Annotated in this window: 13 protein-coding genes and 6 pseudogenes; 5 read left to right on the forward strand and 14 right to left on the reverse strand. The window is 33.8% G+C overall.

Features of this window, described 5'->3' with window-relative positions; translation table 11 throughout:
* Nucleotides 1-147: 147 nt before the first annotated feature.
* The 4 genes from DT250_RS03330 to DT250_RS03345 form a co-directional block, all read right to left on the reverse strand.
* On the reverse strand, nucleotides 148-726 hold the full coding sequence (locus DT250_RS03330) for a 5' nucleotidase, NT5C type (protein WP_149212507.1): 579 nt from the start codon (nucleotides 724-726) through the stop codon (nucleotides 148-150).
* A gap of 64 nt (nucleotides 727-790) precedes the next feature.
* Nucleotides 791-1,879, reverse strand: a complete 1,089-nt coding sequence (gene ribD / locus DT250_RS03335) for a bifunctional diaminohydroxyphosphoribosylaminopyrimidine deaminase/5-amino-6-(5-phosphoribosylamino)uracil reductase RibD (RefSeq protein ID WP_149212508.1) — start codon at nucleotides 1,877-1,879, stop codon at nucleotides 791-793.
* Entirely contained in the window at nucleotides 1,872-2,627 is a 756-nt protein-coding gene (locus DT250_RS03340) for a GTP cyclohydrolase II (RefSeq protein ID WP_149212509.1), read from the reverse strand. The genes ribD and DT250_RS03340 overlap by 8 nt, the downstream gene beginning before the upstream one ends.
* A 49-nt stretch (nucleotides 2,628-2,676) precedes the next feature.
* Entirely contained in the window at nucleotides 2,677-3,321 is a 645-nt protein-coding gene (locus DT250_RS03345; RefSeq protein WP_149212510.1) for an alpha/beta hydrolase, read from the reverse strand.
* Nucleotides 3,322-3,559: 238 nt separating this feature from the next.
* Between DT250_RS03345 and DT250_RS03350 the strand changes: the two genes are divergently transcribed.
* Together DT250_RS03350 and DT250_RS03355 are read left to right on the forward strand one after the other, a co-directional pair.
* Nucleotides 3,560-4,099 (forward strand): helix-turn-helix domain-containing protein, encoded by a 540-nt coding sequence (locus DT250_RS03350; RefSeq protein WP_149212583.1) that lies wholly within the window; start codon nucleotides 3,560-3,562, stop codon nucleotides 4,097-4,099.
* A gap of 214 nt (nucleotides 4,100-4,313) precedes the next feature.
* The gene (locus DT250_RS03355) at nucleotides 4,314-4,550 is read left to right on the forward strand and encodes a helix-turn-helix domain-containing protein (RefSeq protein WP_149212511.1); all 237 of its coding nucleotides are present in this window, start codon (nucleotides 4,314-4,316) and stop codon (nucleotides 4,548-4,550) included.
* Nucleotides 4,551-4,703: 153 nt separating this feature from the next.
* Here the strand turns inward: DT250_RS03355 and DT250_RS03360 are convergent, their stop codons facing one another.
* The 5 genes and pseudogenes from DT250_RS03360 to DT250_RS03380 form a co-directional block, all read right to left on the reverse strand.
* Entirely contained in the window at nucleotides 4,704-5,411 is a 708-nt protein-coding gene (locus DT250_RS03360; RefSeq protein WP_149212512.1) for an IS6 family transposase, read from the reverse strand.
* Nucleotides 5,412-6,254: 843 nt separating this feature from the next.
* Nucleotides 6,255-8,468, reverse strand: a complete 2,214-nt coding sequence (locus tag DT250_RS03370) for a putative mucin/carbohydrate-binding domain-containing protein (protein ID WP_218951293.1) — start codon at nucleotides 8,466-8,468, stop codon at nucleotides 6,255-6,257.
* 153 nt (nucleotides 8,469-8,621) lie between these two features.
* Nucleotides 8,622-9,158, reverse strand: a pseudogene (locus tag DT250_RS32000) (S-layer homology domain-containing protein); the annotation flags it as partial.
* A gap of 1,036 nt (nucleotides 9,159-10,194) precedes the next feature.
* Nucleotides 10,195-10,785: pseudogene (locus DT250_RS32785) on the reverse strand (hypothetical protein); the annotation flags it as partial.
* A 400-nt stretch (nucleotides 10,786-11,185) separates the two neighbouring features.
* Nucleotides 11,186-11,926 (reverse strand): annotated as a pseudogene (locus DT250_RS03380) (glucosaminidase domain-containing protein); the annotation flags it as partial.
* Nucleotides 11,927-12,029: 103 nt separating this feature from the next.
* On the opposite strand from DT250_RS03380, the pseudogene xerS reads away from it, so the two are divergent.
* The 3 genes and pseudogenes from xerS to DT250_RS32625 form a co-directional block, all read left to right on the forward strand.
* Nucleotides 12,030-12,905 (forward strand): annotated as a pseudogene (xerS, locus tag DT250_RS03385) (tyrosine recombinase XerS); the annotation flags it as partial.
* A 55-nt stretch (nucleotides 12,906-12,960) separates the two neighbouring features.
* On the forward strand, nucleotides 12,961-13,488 hold the full coding sequence (locus DT250_RS03390) for a hypothetical protein (RefSeq protein WP_218951291.1): 528 nt from the start codon (nucleotides 12,961-12,963) through the stop codon (nucleotides 13,486-13,488).
* Nucleotides 13,485-13,703 carry a CPBP family glutamic-type intramembrane protease gene (locus DT250_RS32625; protein WP_218951292.1) on the forward strand — a complete coding sequence of 73 codons (219 nt, stop codon included), beginning with the start codon at nucleotides 13,485-13,487 and terminating at the stop codon, nucleotides 13,701-13,703. Before DT250_RS03390 ends, DT250_RS32625 begins: the two co-directional genes overlap by 4 nt.
* A 336-nt stretch (nucleotides 13,704-14,039) precedes the next feature.
* On the opposite strand, the gene DT250_RS03395 is transcribed toward DT250_RS32625, so the two are convergent.
* The 5 genes and pseudogenes from DT250_RS03395 to DT250_RS03420 all read right to left on the reverse strand — a co-directional run bounded on the left by DT250_RS03395 (nucleotide 14,040) and on the right by DT250_RS03420 (nucleotide 18,524).
* Nucleotides 14,040-14,234, reverse strand: coding sequence for an alpha/beta-type small acid-soluble spore protein (locus DT250_RS03395; RefSeq protein ID WP_149212515.1), 195 nt, complete (start codon nucleotides 14,232-14,234; stop codon nucleotides 14,040-14,042).
* A 258-nt stretch (nucleotides 14,235-14,492) separates the two neighbouring features.
* On the reverse strand, nucleotides 14,493-15,431 hold the full coding sequence (locus DT250_RS03400) for an ABC transporter substrate-binding protein (RefSeq protein WP_149212516.1): 939 nt from the start codon (nucleotides 15,429-15,431) through the stop codon (nucleotides 14,493-14,495).
* Between the two features lie 213 nt (nucleotides 15,432-15,644).
* A pseudogene (locus tag DT250_RS03405) lies at nucleotides 15,645-15,986 on the reverse strand (ATP-binding cassette domain-containing protein); the annotation flags it as partial.
* Between the two features lie 558 nt (nucleotides 15,987-16,544).
* Nucleotides 16,545-17,534 (reverse strand): annotated as a pseudogene (locus tag DT250_RS03415) (RNA-guided endonuclease TnpB family protein); the annotation flags it as partial.
* 447 nt (nucleotides 17,535-17,981) lie between these two features.
* The gene (locus tag DT250_RS03420) at nucleotides 17,982-18,524 is read right to left on the reverse strand and encodes a hypothetical protein (protein WP_149212518.1); all 543 of its coding nucleotides are present in this window, start codon (nucleotides 18,522-18,524) and stop codon (nucleotides 17,982-17,984) included.
* Nucleotides 18,525-18,561 lie beyond the last annotated feature (37 nt).

Raw genomic sequence — 18,561 nt, forward strand, 5'->3', positions numbered from 1 at the left:
AAAGAGAAAAACAAATCATCGAGTCCCTATTTCAGCTTATATAACTATTTTTGTAAGAAATCCCACAAACACCCCCCTTGGTACTCAAAGGGGGGTGTTTGTGCATTTTTTAGATAACATGATTAGTTTTTAAAGCAGACAGAAACACTAATCTATCACTGCTCCATTATTCACGATTCGCTCCAACTCCGTCCAGTTTACAATTCGGGGTAAATCCACATGCCGGTTATAAGATTGCTCCTTCACATACACCTTAACAGATTCGTTTCGAAGTGTATTTAGAACATCAGGTTTGTCGTCAAAATAATAGTCAAGGTTCAGCTTTTTTATAATCTTCACCTTTTCGTGATCTAACATGCCATAGAAAAACCTGTCACCCCGCACGGGGAATCCCTGTTCTTTTAGCCAGCTTTTCGTTCGTTCCCCATGTGCCTTTGGTCTCGCTGTAATATAATATATTTCATGTCCTTGGGTCTCTAGCTTTTGAAGCATTTCACGTGCATCGGGGTAAGCTGGACAGGATGTATAATATATTTCTTCTAGTGAACGATTCCACATTTCTTTTCCTTGTTGATCGGTTAATCCAAACAATTCATGTATCTCTACCCTATTTAATTCTAGGAAAGCGTTAATAGAGACTTTTTGATTTAAATTCTTATTATAAATGGTAAAAGCATGTTCTCTTAAATTAATTAACGTATCATCAATATCAAACCCGAATCTCATCTGAAAACTCCTTATTTTCCGCTTTTCCAAGTAAGCCTAAAGCTATTACAGGCGTCTACTTTTTTTAATAGACTGGGTAACCGACAAACTTAAAATCTTTACCCATACATTCAACGGTCATATCCGTTAACTCTACTGCTTCTCTCATTTTCTTAATCCCTGTTCCTTCCAAGAAAGTCGGAGCTTGCTGCCCGCCAATTAATTTGGGAGCAATATAGAGGACGACTTTATCAATCAATTGATTTTCAAAAAATGAAGCACTGATGCCTCCTCCTCCTTCAATTAATAAAGAAGAGACAAGGTTCTCACCTAGTATGGTTACAACTTCATTTGGATCTACTTGGTTCATTCCATTCGTATGAAAAATTTTGATTCCTAAAGATTCTAGTGCTGTTTTCTTTTCTGGGTCATAGTTCACACTGGTGAAAATCCATGTTTCAGCTTGTTTATCTGTAACTATCTTTGAATCTAAAGGTATTTTTAACGTAGAATCCATCACCACTCGAATAGGGTTACGTCCATTAGAAATTCGGGTTGTCAATTCTGGATTATCTTTAATCACTGTATTAACACCGACTAGTATAGCCATATGTTCATTCCTAAGTTGATGGACATCCTCTCTCGCTTGTTCAGAAGTAATCCATTTGCTATCAGAAGAATGTGTGGCAATTTTACCATCTAAGGTTATCCCGGATTTTAATGTCACAAACGGCTTTTTTTCAACAATAAATTTATTAAATACTTCATTCATCTGTTGGGATTTTTCCATGCCGACCCCGATTACGACTTCTATCCCAGCGTCTTGAAGTATTTTAACACCATTACCAGACACAACGGGGTTGGGATCAAGTGTAGCAATAACTACCTTTTTAATACCAGCTTGTACAATAGCTACTGCACAAGGCCCTGTTCTTCCGTGATGAGAGCAGGGTTCCAGAGTAACGTAGATGGTTCCACCTTCCGCATGATCACCAGCCATCCGAATAGCATGAATTTCAGCATGTGGTTCTCCTGCTTTCAAATGGGTTCCAATTCCCACTATACGGTTATCATTGACAATCACAGAGCCTACTAATGGATTGGGGTCTGTTTGTCCTTTCATAGCTCGTGCATTTTGTAAAGCTAAATCCATATAAAATTCATCATTAGTCATTCGGACAAGTCCCCTCTTCCTCTATGTGACCGGAACGCTTTATTTTTGTCTGAAGATAGTTCTCGTTGAATTCTGAAATATCCCCCCATAACGGCTGTCTGCCTGACACCTTCAATCCAGCATTTTTCAATGCTTCTAGCTTCTTGGGATTATTGGTCATGAGGGCAACCGGTTTAGATCTTAGTGCTTTCAGTACTTGAATCGCATCACCATAGTTTCTAGAATCATCAACAAAACCTAGACTTTCATTGGCATCAACCGTATCATAACCATTTTCCTGAAGGATATAAGCCATAGCCTTACTAAATAATCCGATTCCTCTTCCTTCATGATTGGCTAAATAAAACAACGCACCGGTTCCATGCTCCACAATCATTTTCATGGATTGTTTCAATTGATAACCACAATCACATCGCTTACTCCCAAATATATCGCCTGTATGACAGATAGAATGCATCCTGATAATGGCATCATCACCGTATGAAAAATCACCATATACTAAAACGCTTGATTGCTGCAATTCAGCCAAATTAGCAGCAGATAATTTCTCGATAATTCGCTCATTGTTTACTGTCACTTCATCACAATTCAACCAACAATACCATTGGAAAACGACCGTCTCCCCGTACAAGTTAACGGGAAGTCGAATAGGCCCAACCAAATAAATGGCCCCTTTATCCGTTTTAATTAATTGAATTTTATCTTCCAGGACAGAAAGAACTTTTGAATCAAACTTTGTTTGTGTCATAAATATTGCTCCTTTTTTTATTTAGTTTGAACTTTGATGCTGTTTTTTATTATTTTCCTAAATCATCAATGAGCCACTTCTTAAAATCTTGTTGGTTCTCTAATGAAACAGTATGTCCTTCTGTATAGGCCTGAAAGGATACTTGTGCACCTAGACCTTGAAAAAACTCATTACTCTTTAATCCCCATTCATAAGGCAGAACGTTGTCAAATTCGCCGTGAGAAATAAACAAAGAAAGCTTATCAACAGATTTTATTGGGTATTCTTCCTTGACGAATGCGGGAATATATCCACTGAGTGCTACAATACCTTTAATTCGATTTCCCAATGTTAGACCAAGTGTCATAGATACAATGGCTCCCTGGCTAAATCCAAGTAAATATAAATGGTCGTGATCTATTGGATATTGTTCGGTTGCATATTCAATAAAGTTAGTGATCTGGCTGATTCCTTCATTAAATACTTCCCTGTGTGGTCTTCCAAAGCCTTGAATTGTAAAATAGGCGAAGCCTGGCGGTTGAGATAAATGACCGCGAACACTAAAAATGTAAAACGTATCTTCTAACCCATCGACTAACGAAAGCATATTTTGTTCATTGCTGCCCATTCCATGCATGACAAAAATGGCAGGATAGTTTTTATTTGGTTCAATCTGAGATGGTTTGCGAAGCTCATAAATCATAGGTGAATTCAAAACCAATCATCCCTTCTTAATAGTTTTCTTTATAGATAAACTAATCACAATTAAGTTTACCTATAAATAAAAAATATTCATATAACAAAACATAAAGGCAAAAAAATAAGAACTTTCCATGACGATTCTTTATATGAATATTTATTACCCCTAAGATAACAACAAGAACTGTAGAATGTCAATGTTTTTTTTGCTAATATATACATACGTTTCTAAAAAAACACTAGGAGGGATTAAACTGGATATCGGTTCAAAAATTCGAGCGATAAGAAACAAAAAGAAAATCACCATCACTCAAATGTATGAGGGGACAGGTCTTTCAAAAGGATTCATAAGCAACGTTGAAAACAACAACACTTCACCCTCTATTGGTACACTAAGTACAATTGCAGCGTTTCTAGGGGTCCCTTTATCCTACTTACTAATGAAAAAGAAACAGAACATGCGTATTGTTCGAAGAGATGCAAGAGCACATTCTTCTTTTAACCAACTAAAAATCGAGCATTTGGCCTCAAAGGGGGGATTAAAAACCATAATAGCCGAATTTCCTCCAGGATATTCCATCGGCGAACCGCATTTACATGAGGGAGAAGAATGTCATTTAGTATTGGAAGGGAAAATCCTGATTGAACAAGGGGAGGATTCCTTTATTGTAAAAGAAGGTGAGTCTTTTAGCTGGAATGCCAGTGTCCCACACTTCGTAAAAAACATTGGAGATAGCAAGGCAGTAGTCTTCATCTCGCTTTATTCGGACACTGAGTTAAATGATATATTATAGAAGTCAGCATTTTTATAATTCCTTCTTCAATCAATCGCCTCTGGTAAATTAGCAAAGTAAGAAATCACTTTAAAAGAGATAGCCTTTTGGTATTATCCTCTATAGGCAGACAGTAAAAAAAGAGTCCATCTGGTATGATGGATGGATGATATGCTCCCCTTTAGGTAGACAGATAAAAAATAAAATATGTCTACCTAAAGGGGATTATTTTTTTATGACTCGAATGAAATATTCTAAAGCTGTAAAACTGGCAATTTTAGCACTTTATAAAGATGGTCATCAGTCAGTAGCTGACATTACTGCTAAATTCTCGGTTGATATTGGGACGATTAGAGATTGGAAGAGAAGATATGAAGTGCATGGTGAAGACGGCCTAGAAGAAGCTCTTTCTTGGAAGCGTTATCCAAAAATACAATATATCCAGTACGGAGGTTTTGGGAAAATGGATTAAAAAGTATAATAGTCATAGAGAATTAAATGATACTGGTAAAGGAATGACAAACTCTATGAAAAATAGAAGAAAAACAACATTAGAAGAACGGGTTCTGGTGCAAAGATTGCATTTATTTGAAAGAGGTATATAGATTCCTAATGGAATGTATTCTTATGCAACCATTCCCAATAGTTGATGAATAAACTTCACTTCATTTTGGACAGACTTGTCTCGTAAAATAAGTTGTCCTTTTTTAATGATATGCATCGCTTCTATTCCTGAAAGAATAGATTTAGCTTTACGAAAAGATTTCAATCCTAACATTGAACGAACTCTCTTTTTAATAAAACGATGATCTTGCTCTACAATGTTATTAAGGTATTTTACCTGCCTTATCTGGATGCCTACAGGCATCTTTTTCTCTGTCTTCAACTCTTCAATCGCTATAGGATAGGCCGGGTTTTTGTCCACTGTAATCACACGGGGCTTTGAAACATGAAAAGACTGCAAAGCTTTCTTGAAAAAACGCTTTGCAGCCCTATGATCTCTTGTTTTGCTTAAATGAAAATCAATTGTATTTCCTTTTGAATCAACAGCACGATATAGGTACATCCATTGACCTTTGACTTTCACATACGTCTCATCGACTCGCCAAGAATCATTGGTTGACTTAAGATGACGTCGTACTCGCTTATTTAATTCGGGACCAAATTGATGAACCCATCGCATGATAGTTGTATGAGAAAGGGATAGCCCGCGTTCTTCCATCATTTCGACTAAATCACGAAAACTGAGGTTATACCGTAGGTACGATTTCACGGTTAATAAAATAATATCCGGTTGATAATGTTTCCACTTGAATAGATTTTGCTTTTCCATACCAATTACATCCTTTTTTAGAGTACTAGTATGTCCAAGTTTAGGAGGTTACTTACAAACGTTTTGGAGTGTTTGCACCAGAACCTTATATATTTAGTGCGTTTTTTATTAACAAATCACCTACATATAAACGATAATAAAATTCATTATCGTTATCGGCGCTAATTTTCATCCACACATTTTTTTTACAAGGACATAAAATCCTAAGCCTATAGAAAACCTTGTATTCTGTCGTTCATATATATCCGATTGGCAAAAATACTACGTTATTACTGATTAATTATCTTTGAATTTTTGTCTTGGTACAATACTCAGCAGTAGATTGAAATAGCTATATTAACTTGAGAATGAAAGACGAAAAGAGACATGGACTTTACCATGTCTCTTTATTTAAATTTGTACCAACCCTTTTCTTAGTATATCTTTCCTCACTTCCAGTGAGGCTATGTCCTTCATCATTTTAGCCAAGAAGACGCCCTCCTCAATTTGTATGAAGTTGTGATAACACCAGCAAATAAGTGAGAGACTTCTGTCGATTGGTATAAGCCAAAATGTTTGCTACCACATATTTGTACAGATTAATCTTTGTAAACTGAAGATATGAGGTTGGTTTTAGAAATTTCATTGCAATCCTAAAATTTTCAACTTTCTATCGTCTCATATTTGCCGAAGTTGTGAAAACCAAGCTAAAGTAGGAAGCGTAGTGAGACAACGTACAAGACATTTCAATTCTCACCGTATGAACTATGAACAAATCCTACTAAGATAACTGGTGGATACATCAGTATTCATAGGAATCTCCCAATTCAAACGACCTGCAAGATCGTTTGGATTGGGAATAGTTCAATGAAGGATGTCTTGATATTTATTCATATAGCTTACTTTATATGGGTCTGGCAAACCATTTATTGCCGACCATAAATGTTTTTTCGTTTCTAATTGTTGCACAGGACTATCTTTTAAACTAGGATTGTTTAGAATCACTGTTGCTGCATTATCAATCCGTTTCATAAGGTCTTCTTCTGGTTTGTTTTGAAGAGAATCATTTTTCAATCCCCATTTTGTCATAATGAAACTGTTTGTTTTAATCGAAGAATTAATGAGCTCGCTTTCACTAGTTAATCTTTTTTTTGTTTCATCATGATAAATCTTGATTTGATAACCTTCTTTTAAAGGGATAACGTCTTTCCCAATCATTACATTTGTTCCTTGCATTTCTTGTGTGTAAATTTTTTCTCCTTTATCATTAAATACTTCAATCGATGCGTATTTTTCTCCTGCATAGTAGCTGTGAGGAGTTTTAGTAGTAATTGTAAAAGTAGCTTGTTGCTGATTCAAATCTGTATTTAATTCAGCAAATTGATTATCTGCTAACCCTAAAAAATAAATGTTCTGGTTAATTAGATTACTCACTTCAATTTTGTTAATATCAATCGATAAAGCGTTATTCTTTTCCTTTACGTAAGCGTAATGTTGTTTGAAATGATACTTTCCATCCTTCCCATCTGGAATATCAACGGTATAAATACCGTTTGGGATATATTGGAATTTAATATTTTCTGTTTCAATCTTTTGCTCTTGAATTACCTTATTTCCTTCTTTTAACTGAATTTTTTTCCCTTTAAAGCTTTCTATATGATCAGTATTCAAATGGATGTTTAAGTTTCCTTTTAACCCTAGTGGAGCTATTTGCTGATTTGTAACCATTTCAAAATTAGAATTGATTAAGATTTCTGGATCTACTATCGCTCTTGCTTCAACTAATTGCGATTCAGGTACTATATCAGCTAATGAGCTAATTGCCTGATAGCCATTTGCTCGGTTCATCTCTGTTTGATTATAATTAAGGTTTAGCCCCCATCTTTCGAAAACAGGTGTAAAATCAAACTGACTATGCTCACTGTAATACTGGTTCATTAAATCTGGTAAAGGATAGTCCCTATTATTGAAACCAGCTTGGCTAGCTAATTTCCGATAACCTTGATACATTTTTGTAAAAGCTTCATTTCCGGCCTTTTGTTTTGCCATAGACAGAAGAATGAGCTTTTGTCTTAAATCTAATTCATCATATTCTTTATTTTCCTTCATTACAGCATTATATAAATTTTTCTCAACGGCTTGTTTTTTTCCAAAATTAAACAACCAACCAACTTGATCTGCTTTCTTGCCGTATTTACTGTATTGATATTGGACACCAAACAAATTATTGGAGACTTCTCCTGTATATATTCCTTGATTATCAAAACCAGCTTGGTAGCCATGCGCAATCTCATGTAACGTTCCCCAACTCATTTTGTCTAACCACATCTTTGTATTATCTGAACTATTCGCTGTCCAATTGGATCCATAGTAGGCACCACCAGCACCATGTAAATCTGCCTTTAAAAAGTAGCGATTATGGCTTTTTTCATTTTCCGGTGTTGAGCCATCCAAACCAATAATCGAATCATACATAGCAAAAATCTCTTCATAATAGTTGATTAATTCATTTAAAGATTGAAAGTCCTTTAAATTTCTTAATGATTCTTTGTCTTGTTTAGGTACAAATAATTGAAAACTTTTTCCTTGAATTAATGCGTATTCTCCATCAGATTGATCCCATGTTTCAAAAAACTGAAAAGCACTTTCTTTTTCCTGATAAATAGGAAGAGGTTTCTGAGATTTTTCACTCTCCACTAGATACTCCAATTTTGCACCATCTTCTTCGTAAGGAGTATCTACAAACGGAACTAAGGGTACATTTACTTGAACCGTTACCCATTCATTCCCTACTTGAATCGATTTCTCCTCATTTGAATCATTAGATAACAAACGTAATGTTAACTTTTTCTTAAATTGGGGATTTGTCTGTCTTACTTTTAGAAGCGTGTTTTCTTGTAAAATAAAACCTAATTCTTGTCGATCATGGTATTTCCCTTTACTTATTCCTGCCTTAAATATCCAGCTTGGCTCTTTCAAACTAAAAATCTCTTTTATATTTGTTTGCTTAACTTCCTTATATCTGTCCTTTTCTACCTTACTTAGATTTTCAACAGGGGCTACTACTACCTCTGGCAGTTTCTTCTCTTCCTGTTTTTCTGTCTTATCTTTTCCTTCTTCTTTACTTGCATTTTCAACAGAGGCTACTACCTCTGAAGCTTTCAACTCTTCCCGTTTTTCTACCTTGCCTTTTCCTTCTTCAGTTCTACTCGTCTCTTTCTTATTCAATTTCATTGAATTAAATAAAAACTGAGCATATTGTTCACGTGTTACATTTTGTCCACCCATAAAATTCCCTGCTCCGTCACCTTTAGATATCCCTGCATCCGCAATTGCTTTTACATATGGTACTGCCCAATGACCTTCTTGGATATCTTTAAATCCATGTGTATTACCATTCACACCATCTATTTCTAATTTCAAAGTATGCTGCAATACTACTGCCATCTCATATCGAGTTAAAATACCATCTGGAAGAAAATTACCCGAACCATCCCCACACATGATCCCTGCTTGTGCCACAATTTCAATATCCTTTTCAAAAAGGTGTCCTTTCGTATCTAAGAACTTACTTCCTACATAAACATTGTTCTCTAATTTTAAATAACGTTTTACTAGAGAAGCTACTTGTCCCCTAGTAATCTTATCTCCAAAGCCAAATAGACCATTTCCGTATCCTTTAAAGATACCCTGGCTCGATAAATACTGAATCCCTTCCTCTGCCCAATGTCCCTTTGGTATATCTTTATAAGTTACTTCTTCTGCTTTTACTCCTCCTGTTGAAAGCAGAGCTGTTACAAATACTGCACCTGTTATTACTACATTTTTCATTTTCATTTTTCTTATCCTTTCTTTAAAAAGTAGGCTTACACCTACCGACATTCATCCCCCACCTAAAATTGGTGTGTCACCCCTTCACATTTTTGAGAAGTGAAGAATCTTCTGTCGGAAAATGATAAATTACCATAATTCTTTGCATCCTTTTTCTCATAAAATGACACAAATACGTCTAGTACTCTAGCCTGCTTACAAATGAATTGGACAATGCTAACATTATAATTCCAAAATTAAAAGATTACAGAAGGTTCATACTGATTTGATGCATTAAAAATTATTAGTAAATCAGTTATTTATATCTTTATAAACAAATTTTACGAAATTAAGTGTATGAACAGAATTTCCAGTCATAAGAATATACACAGAACCATCATTATATAAACATGTCTCTCTGAGAAATTATAAAAATGTAACATATATCCAATAGATGTAACAATTATAGTTACTTGTATACACGAGTGTCAACGAAATAAATATGACATTTTTGCAAACAGCTAATAAAAATGAAATAAAAGATAATGTTTTAAAGTAACCAATTCAAAAAGCCTTGTAATATATTACAAGGCTTTTTGAATTGGTATATACATTATAGATGGATAATTTTATTTTATTAAAATCAAGACCAAACCCATTGCTCTTTATTTGTATTCTGTTTTATTTTATCGTTAAATTTTTGAATATGGTCATACGTTGTTTTATCAGGTCCATGGAAATTAGACCCATCATGAAACTCTACTCGAACCATATCACCTATATTAAATTGTTGACCCTGTGTTAACTCCACATAAACAAGATCATTTTTCCCATTTTTAGAAGGGTATGTGACAGATACATAATCTGTATAATCTTTATCTATTTTTGTGATTTCTCCAATTACAAAATTAGGCTGACCATCTTCTTTTTCATACATTCCTGGTTTCAATGTTGTACCTTTTTTTTCTAAAGACCCAGTACTAGTACTATTTATTGAATCATTAACTTTTTCAATTCCATCTTGCATTGACAATACATCGCTTCTTAAAGCCCTTGCCAAATGCACTTTAACTTTATCCCCTACATTAAATTTCTGTCCTTGTGTCAACTCCACTCTAACATCTCGTTTACTGTCATTTATTCCAGTATATTGAACAATTACATAATTAATTTCTGCTTTTCCAGCTTTAAACTTACCTGCTTTTGTAACATATCCTATTTCATATTCGTATCCAAAACCATCCTCAATATAGCTTCCCTGGTGTAATGTATCAGTACCTTGAACTTTTTCAATAGAATTTGCAAGCATATATTCAGCAAAATCACGCATCATTGTGCCAGTAACTTTTACTTCATCTCCTATTTTTACATTTGGTATAGAATTTAAATAGACACGAACAGAATTTGTATACTGTTTTGATTCAACAGAAATTACATTGTTATCAATCTCAACTACACGACCTTCAATTGTTGACATATTCGTTTCAATAGAAGCTGCACTCGCTTTTGTTGCTTCTAATCCTGGTAAATTTGTTCCTGCAAGTGCTGCAATTCCTAATGTACCAGCTAAAATAATTTTTTTCATACCCATTTTAATAACATCTCCATTCATGTTGTAATTTTAATTACAGTTAACATCAAGCTAACTGTAATCAGTATAGTTACATTGATAGTGATTATCAACTGTATTTAATATGCAATCTTACATATTTAAGATAAAGATACTTCTTTTCACACTTTTTTCACATTTAGCATGGCAGACACTTTTCCTCCAATCTTCTGCGTCCTTCTCTTATATGAATAAAAAAGAATGGAAATAAGTATTATCTTTAGTTGCCGAAGATACTATTAGTACATGGCTTCCGGCATACAAAAGCCCAATAAAACCCTTACAAATACATACGGAAATTTCCCAAAATGTAATAAGACAAATTATTAATTACAAGCAAAAAAGATCCACTCAAAGTTAAGCAGACCTTTTTTGGTTACACACTTACTTTATTTTTTAATGTCCAGTATTTTTCTCCATTAGCTTCAAAAGAGAATTCAACCCATTCATTTAGATCTTCACGATAAATAATGATGTTTGTTCCAGGAGTTAATGTCGCAACTTTGTTTTTCTCGATACCTGGTTTACTTTTAATCTGTAAATCAAATGAATATGGTACATGGTAGTAAGCAGCTGAGGATACAACGTTTGCTTTTGACCCATCTGCATACAATTTATACGGAATTTCATTAGATAACGCTTCAACATCTAATGTTTCTGGATTCTTTGGTAATTTTTTCGCTGATGTATAATCTTTTGATTTGAACGGTTTAATACGTCCCATAATACTAGCAATTTTCCCAACCCAGCCTTTATCTGATGCATATTTCACATTCATACCAGCTAACGTTGGTCCGTTATAATGCATACCACTTTCTTCTAAATATCTTTCTCGTACATAATTTGCGTTATAAGCAATACTGTCGCCGTAAGTTGGTAAATATTTCGCATGTCTAAACGGATCTCCATCATACGCACGTAATCCAAAGAGATTATGTTTGCGGTACGCTATTTCTGATTTTCCATAACCAGATTCTAAAATTGCATGTGCTGCTAAATAAAGGGCGTTAACACCATATTTATTTTGCGCAGTAATAAAATCTTTCCCATGTCCAGCTAATGGACTATCTGAATGGTATTTTGCAATAAAACTATCAATCTCTTCATATGAAGTAGCAACAATATTATTTTCAGGATTTTTTATCTCTAAAAGTTTTGTTGATTTATTAATCATGTTCTCATTACCTACTACACGTAGCATTCTATTTAAAAATGCTGCTTCTGCACGTCTTGCTGTCGCAAATGGAAAAGTTGTAACGATAATACATGAGGTGCCAATTGAAACGTTGGAAAAACTTCCTCTTAAACGAGTAAAAAAATTTAAAAGATATTTAGAGAGAAAAGATAATAAAACAAAATCAATTATAAGATCATTTTCGGCTCTAAAGTCATTATTTAAATACCTAACAAGCAATACTGAAGGTAATAATGAGGAATGTTACTTTTATAGAAATGTTATGGCTAAAATGGAAATTCCTAAAGAAAAAATTGATGCTGCAGCGAAAGCAAAAGATATTCCTAAGATTATTTTCCACAATATTGATAACATTAAATTTATGCGTTTTTATCTAATGAATATAAGCAAATGCTGCAAGAAAAAGCTCCTGGTAAGTTAAAATTCTTTAAACGCGATAAAGAGCGTGATATCGCTATTCTAAGTTTAATTTTAGGTACAAGCCTTCGGGTATCTGAAGTTGCTAGTTTAACTATTTCTAGTATTAATTTTCGTACTCGTTACATTAAAGTTGTGCGAAAAGGAGATAAAACAGCATCTAGGGCCATTTTAGCTACACAAACAGCTCTAGATGCTGTTCAAGAGTACCTAAAAGTACGTAATGCGCGTTACAAGTGCCTTAAAAATGAGAATATTCTATTTGTAACAAATAATAAAGGCTCCTATACGCAAATTTCTGTTAATGCTATACAAAAACTCACAAAGAAATATACTAGAGCATTTAACGAGAAAAACAGCCTTCAGCAGTTGCACCATTCATATGCAGCTAATCCGTATAGCGAAAATAAAGATTGATGATCCAAAACGTCGTGAAACTATTGAACGCTTGGAACAACGTCAATTAGAAGATAGTGATAGCTAACATCATGTACTTTAAATAAAAATTTTTATAATATTATTAGGAGTTGTAAATTCAAATGAACAAATTCACTAAATTAGTCGCTGCTGAAGATTTTTCAGAGAATGTGTGGTCAAAGAAAGATTTTATCGTTTTACTTTTAATCCCATTAATATTACTTGTAGGCTTTATCACTCAATATTTCTCAGTAAAAAATCAATTGTCAGCATTTATTGATACCGGTTTACGCATTATTATGTTTATTTTCCTTTTGGTTGTTTATGCTCCGATGCTTCGTAGACATTGGAGTAAATTTAAACTGGCATGGAAACGTTCCGTTCTATTAGTAATTGTTGGTGGTGTTCTTTTACAAGTAATAGTTAGTTTGGTTCGCTCACTTATTCCAAGAGTTAGCACCAGCTTAAAAACAGATGTACCACCTTTAATTGACCCTTTAACTGCAAGTCCTGAAATGTTCATGCTCTTAATTTATATCGCTTTAGGTCCTATTGTTACAGGATTAATTGAAGATACTGTTTTTCGTTATACACTTCTCGGTAAAATATTTCAGGGTAGTTTAAAAAAAAAACATGTATTATCATTTTGAATTCAATTCTTTTCGGGCTAATTCACTATTATAATTTTAGGAGCGTAATAGGTACAATCCCCTTCATGTTTGCAGGTCTATTTCTAAATATAATATATCTATGGACTAAAAACATTTGGCACGTGTTATTAATCCACACTGTCAATAATGCGGTTCTTACAATAGGGGCGTTATTCATCATAGTTATTTTACGACTACTTGGCCTAGAGGCATAACAGCGAATAATGAACAACCATAAAAGTCTTGAAGGGTGTTTTTGCCCATCCCCCGAAAAAGGGGAATAAAATATGCCAAATTGTATTTTGTCTTATTCTTCTCCAAGTGAATGGCTCTTGCGTTAACCTGGTTAAAATATCATCTTCATTGATGTTTTTAATAATTCATAACGGCCATAAAAATTGATATGTTGCCAGGCAATTGGGGAATGACTTTAGTATCTTAATAAAGTATAAAGAATACCAACCGTTTATTGTATAGTTTTTATATAGAAAAAAGCATCCTATGGGGATGCTTTTTTGTTTGTATTTGATTTTAACCAAACTTTTTGAAAATTAAATACAAACAAAAGAATATAGGCTACTACTTATCGTGATTTCACCACCAACTGAACCATTCGCACGTGATGTTATATCTGGACCAAGTTGTACCCCAAATTCTTGGGCAATCTCATACTTCATTTGATTAATTGCGCTCTCCGTACCTTGAACCAATACTTCATTATTATTTCTGTTATTCTTTTTTACCATATGTATCACCTGCTACAGTTTTTAATGTGCTACGAATCATCGGAAAACATTTATTCCTTTTTTATGGTAAGGGTTTATTTGAAATTTTTTGTTCGTGTTAAGCTAGAAAAACAAAAAGAACTTGTAGAAACCACTACATTAAAGAAACCAATGAAATTTCCATAAACAATACCTACTAAATTATGGTTATTCTTCCTATTCTTCCTTATAAAAAGAAAAATCACCCTTATCGAAGCAAAGGTGATTTTTCTTTTTATATTATTTCCCTAAAACGAACTTAGCAACTTCATCTAATATCATTTCTTTACCTAGTGGGAAGTAACCTTTGTTTACATCCGCATTACTAATTGTATACACGTGGTTGTTTTTAACAGCGTTCATGTTTTTCCAAATTGATTCTTTCTGGAATTCTTTTAAGCGCTGAGAACCATCACCAGTTGTAAATACGAATAAATAATCTGGATTGTAATTGATTAATGCTTCTTTTTGCACTTGCACTAATGGTTCATCCATAGGAGTACCTTCAATTGCTGGTAATTTTAAATCTTTAAAGATTACGCTACCGTAACCGTAGTCACCGTATACACGGAATGCATTTGGATATGCGGCCATTTTCATAAATTTAGCATCGCCAGTTTTTGCAACGATTTTGTCATGTAATTTATTTGCTTTTTCATCGTACTTTTTAAACCATTCTTTTGTTTCTTTTTCTTTACCGAAGATTTGACCTACTTCTTCAAATTTTGGACGCCATTGGTCTAATGGAGTTTTTAACATAACTGTCGGTGCAATTTTAGATAATTGATCATAAATCTTTTCTTGACGATTGTTTACTAGAATTAGATCTGGTTTTGCAGCAGCTACAGCCTCGATATTAATTTTATCGCCCCAAGCGGAGCCAACTGGTTTTACATCTTTCAATTTTTTCTCAATATGTGAATCAATTTTTTCTTTTGTTGTGTTTGCAGTAATAATTGGTTTCATACCAAATATTAATAATTCCTCAGTTGAACCACTAAGATCAGCAATTTTCTTTGGATTTGCAGGGATTTTAATTTCTCCTTTTGCGTGTTGTACAGTGCGCTCTTCGGCCTTCGCATCTGCTTTTTGTTCTTCTTTGTTAGAAGAACAAGCTGCAAATAGTATAGAAGTAACAGCTAGTACCATTGCTAGTAATGCCATTTTAAAATTCTTCATGTTCCCACTCCTTCTAGATGTATTTTTCTTATAAGTTGTATTGAACTATAAGAATCAGAAAACAACGCTTAATTATTATATTCACATTAATTGTTGTTAACCACCCGTTCTAACGGGTGTTGAACTTCCTATTCGTAAATAAGAAGTTCAACACCCACTAGAATCTCCCTCTTCCTAAATTGCGAAGAAGATGAGATTTCATTTGTGCTTTTTTCACCATTGATTATTAATTATCATTAAATTATACTTTAAATAAATCGTTTGATAGCTCACTAGACATGGAACGATTTAAGCCTTAACTTCAAATACGTTACGAAGTGTTTCACTTATCATAACTTCATGTGGTATTCCTTGTTTCATTAACTTCTCAACTTTTAATGTAATCATATGATCTGAAAAACGAGAAGCATGATTTAAATCGTAAATAACCATAACAATCGTTCTTTCTTCTTCTTGATTTAACTTCTTCAGTAAATTTAATAATTCAAGTTGATGAGCCATATCTAAGTATATTTTTGGCTTATCTAGCATGAGTAAATCTGTCCCTTGTACAAGAAAGCCATCGTAATTCGTACATCTTAACGCTGCCCATCTGATAGTGCTTACGCTGAACGGTTTACAATTTTCCATATAACTGTGACTTCGGGTAACATAACAATATTAAAATGAGATACATTCTCAAATAATAACATAAGATTTTAGATGTACTGAACTGATTGAAAATGATTATCATTATCATATATTCTATTTTACCTTTCACCCCAAAAGGCTGTCAACTATTATTTTGAAATATGAATTCATCAATATTTTTCTCCTGTTCAAAAGTCCACTAACATCACTGAGGTGAAACGTTTCAGTGGGGGGGCTTGAGTTAGAACTCTAGGTCTTTTCGTCTATCGCTAGACAGTTTGACGTCCTAGAATTCATGGCACCTTACGGTAACAACCCAAGTAAGTTTTTGCTTGGTACTGGAAATGAACTACCGTTTTCCCGCTTGCACCACCCTTTTGATAAAGAGCAATTCTTCCTTGTGGAAGAGCCACCACCCAGATTACTTCGGCGTATGCTACAAGCCTCAACAAGCCGAGTACACATGGATGGTTGACGCACCCACTAAGATATGCACGAAGCAACAGCCTTACCTTTTTGCACCTCTAATAGAATCGTAGTTTTCACTTTGAGATTTTCATTCAATTCTACAACTCTTGATTTTTACAATGTATTCAACGCACCATTAATATCAGCATAGATACATTTTCCTGATTTACTTCGATACAGACCACGAGTGATTCGTTTGCCACTAAAACGATAATGAGTCCCATCATCCTTAGACCAAACTGGAATCATATCTTTATCTAGGAAACTGGCTTTTGAGGTATAACTTTCTTCTTGTTTTAAAAATCGGATGCCTTCTTTTATACATTTATTCTCAATTGCTGAACCCAGTTTATGAAATGGGATTTGAACAAATTTTTGATTATTCTTTTTTCCCATATCAGATTCTTGTTTCCAACCAGTGTTATAACCTACGACAACAGTATCTATGTTGAATGCTTTCGCTTTTTTGAACAACAGGTTTACAGTTTGTAAAATGTAACCATTAATTTGTCTTTCTCATTTATTCCAAAGTTCAGCTATTTTACTCGTTACAACACGTTTTGAAATCCCATTTTTGCAGATTACTTATCATTTTATTGAAGTACTAGTTAATGGATTTTAGTTTTTTCCATCGATTAAGAATGTATCACCTGGATTTGTTGCACAACTTAATAATCTATCTACACCTAAATCGCAACTCAAAGCGTTACTAGTAGTCGTGGATTGCTTCTTCATTTGAGAAACGTGCATCTCATATGTATAATGCACCTCAAAGAACCGACCTTTTTGCTTGGGTACAATCTCAATGTAGGAGATTTTTTTATTTATTAAATTTTTAGGCATACGTATTTTAATGGAACCGAATTTTTTTCTGAATTCAACATTCATCGGAATCATCCAATACCCATTATCATCAACTTTTGGAACTTGATAGATTTCAATGATTCGTTTGTCAGTTGAACCAGAATAATTCGGAAACTTAGGACGACCTGTGGATTTTCCTGGATTTCCCATAAAGGATAAAACTCGCATAACTGCTATTTAGAGATTTAGTTCAACCAGATGACAACTCTCTTTCACGTTTAAGTGGTTCTCCTCACCTTTGTACCCATCAAACAAATCCGATTGTATAGACTTATTGTTAGCAGCGCTAGTAAAAAAACTGGTTTTATTCCTAAACTTTCTAATTCTACAATCTAAAAGAATGATTATAATTACTTCTAGGAATCATCACCCTAATACGCTTCTACTGGATTCCAATCCTATTCTGAATTATATCTTCTCTCAAGTCTCCCAAGAATCTCTTTCCCGAGCATCTGGTTTATACAAATCTCTATTCCTTGGATTTATACATATCCTTTTTGCTAGATTTCACGATACGGAAAAGACCATATAGGACTTTAGTCAGTCTTTAGGTATGGGATAAACAGATTCTTTTTTCATAGAAAAACATCAAAGGTTTTTCAAAAATTTAAGGAATTTATTATATACCTCCATACATTCTTTAAACATAGCAGTAGCTTCGTTGCAATATAATTGATAACTTTGAATATTATTGGCTCCCATTTGTGCAATATTATTCATTCGCAATTGTTTATTAGCAGCAACTCCAAAGATTCTTACCAGTGAATCCTGTTTATCCATTATTTCTATCATTGCATAATTAGCAAGATCTTTCGTAAATAAATCACTATATCGCTCAAACCTATTCATGTAATTAATTGCTGTTTCAAAACATTGTACAGCTTCTATATACTCTATACAGGATCGCCAATAATTTATATCCATATAGGACCTAAATAGTTTATTACTTTGATGTTTTTGAATTTCATTTATCATTTCCAATGCTTGTCCTATCTTATTAATAAATAATTGAAAATCCCCCACGTAGCCAGGTATAGAATTATTAAGATCCGTTGTAAATAATTTTAAATCTTCTAGTGAAATTTCCTCAATTCTTTCATTCCCATTATATATCATTTTAATTTTCAACATTAAAATCCCCCAAATTCCAAAATACAGATCATACATC

Origin of the sequence: Bacillus sp. AR2-1, assembly GCF_008368755.1 — a bacterium.
GTDB classification, from domain to species: domain Bacteria; phylum Bacillota; class Bacilli; order Bacillales; family Bacillaceae_G; genus Bacillus_A; species Bacillus_A wiedmannii.

Bases quoted from the DNA above. Each gene is read 5' to 3' on its own strand.
- DT250_RS03330 (WP_149212507.1), bottom strand. From the start codon at position 726: ATGAGATTCGGGTTTGATATTGATGATACGTTAATTAATTTAAGAGAA.
- ribD (WP_149212508.1), bottom strand. From the start codon at position 1,879: ATGACTAATGATGAATTTTATATGGATTTAGCTTTACAAAATGCACGA.
- DT250_RS03340 (WP_149212509.1), bottom strand. From the start codon at position 2,627: ATGACACAAACAAAGTTTGATTCAAAAGTTCTTTCTGTCCTGGAAGAT.
- DT250_RS03355 (WP_149212511.1), top strand. From the start codon at position 4,314: ATGACTCGAATGAAATATTCTAAAGCTGTAAAACTGGCAATTTTAGCA.
- DT250_RS03360 (WP_149212512.1), bottom strand. From the start codon at position 5,411: ATGGAAAAGCAAAATCTATTCAAGTGGAAACATTATCAACCGGATATT.
- DT250_RS03390 (WP_218951291.1), top strand. From the start codon at position 12,961: ATGAACAAATTCACTAAATTAGTCGCTGCTGAAGATTTTTCAGAGAAT.
- DT250_RS03395 (WP_149212515.1), bottom strand. From the start codon at position 14,234: ATGGTAAAAAAGAATAACAGAAATAATAATGAAGTATTGGTTCAAGGT.
- DT250_RS03400 (WP_149212516.1), bottom strand. From the start codon at position 15,431: ATGAAGAATTTTAAAATGGCATTACTAGCAATGGTACTAGCTGTTACT.
- DT250_RS03420 (WP_149212518.1), bottom strand. From the start codon at position 18,524: ATGTTGAAAATTAAAATGATATATAATGGGAATGAAAGAATTGAGGAA.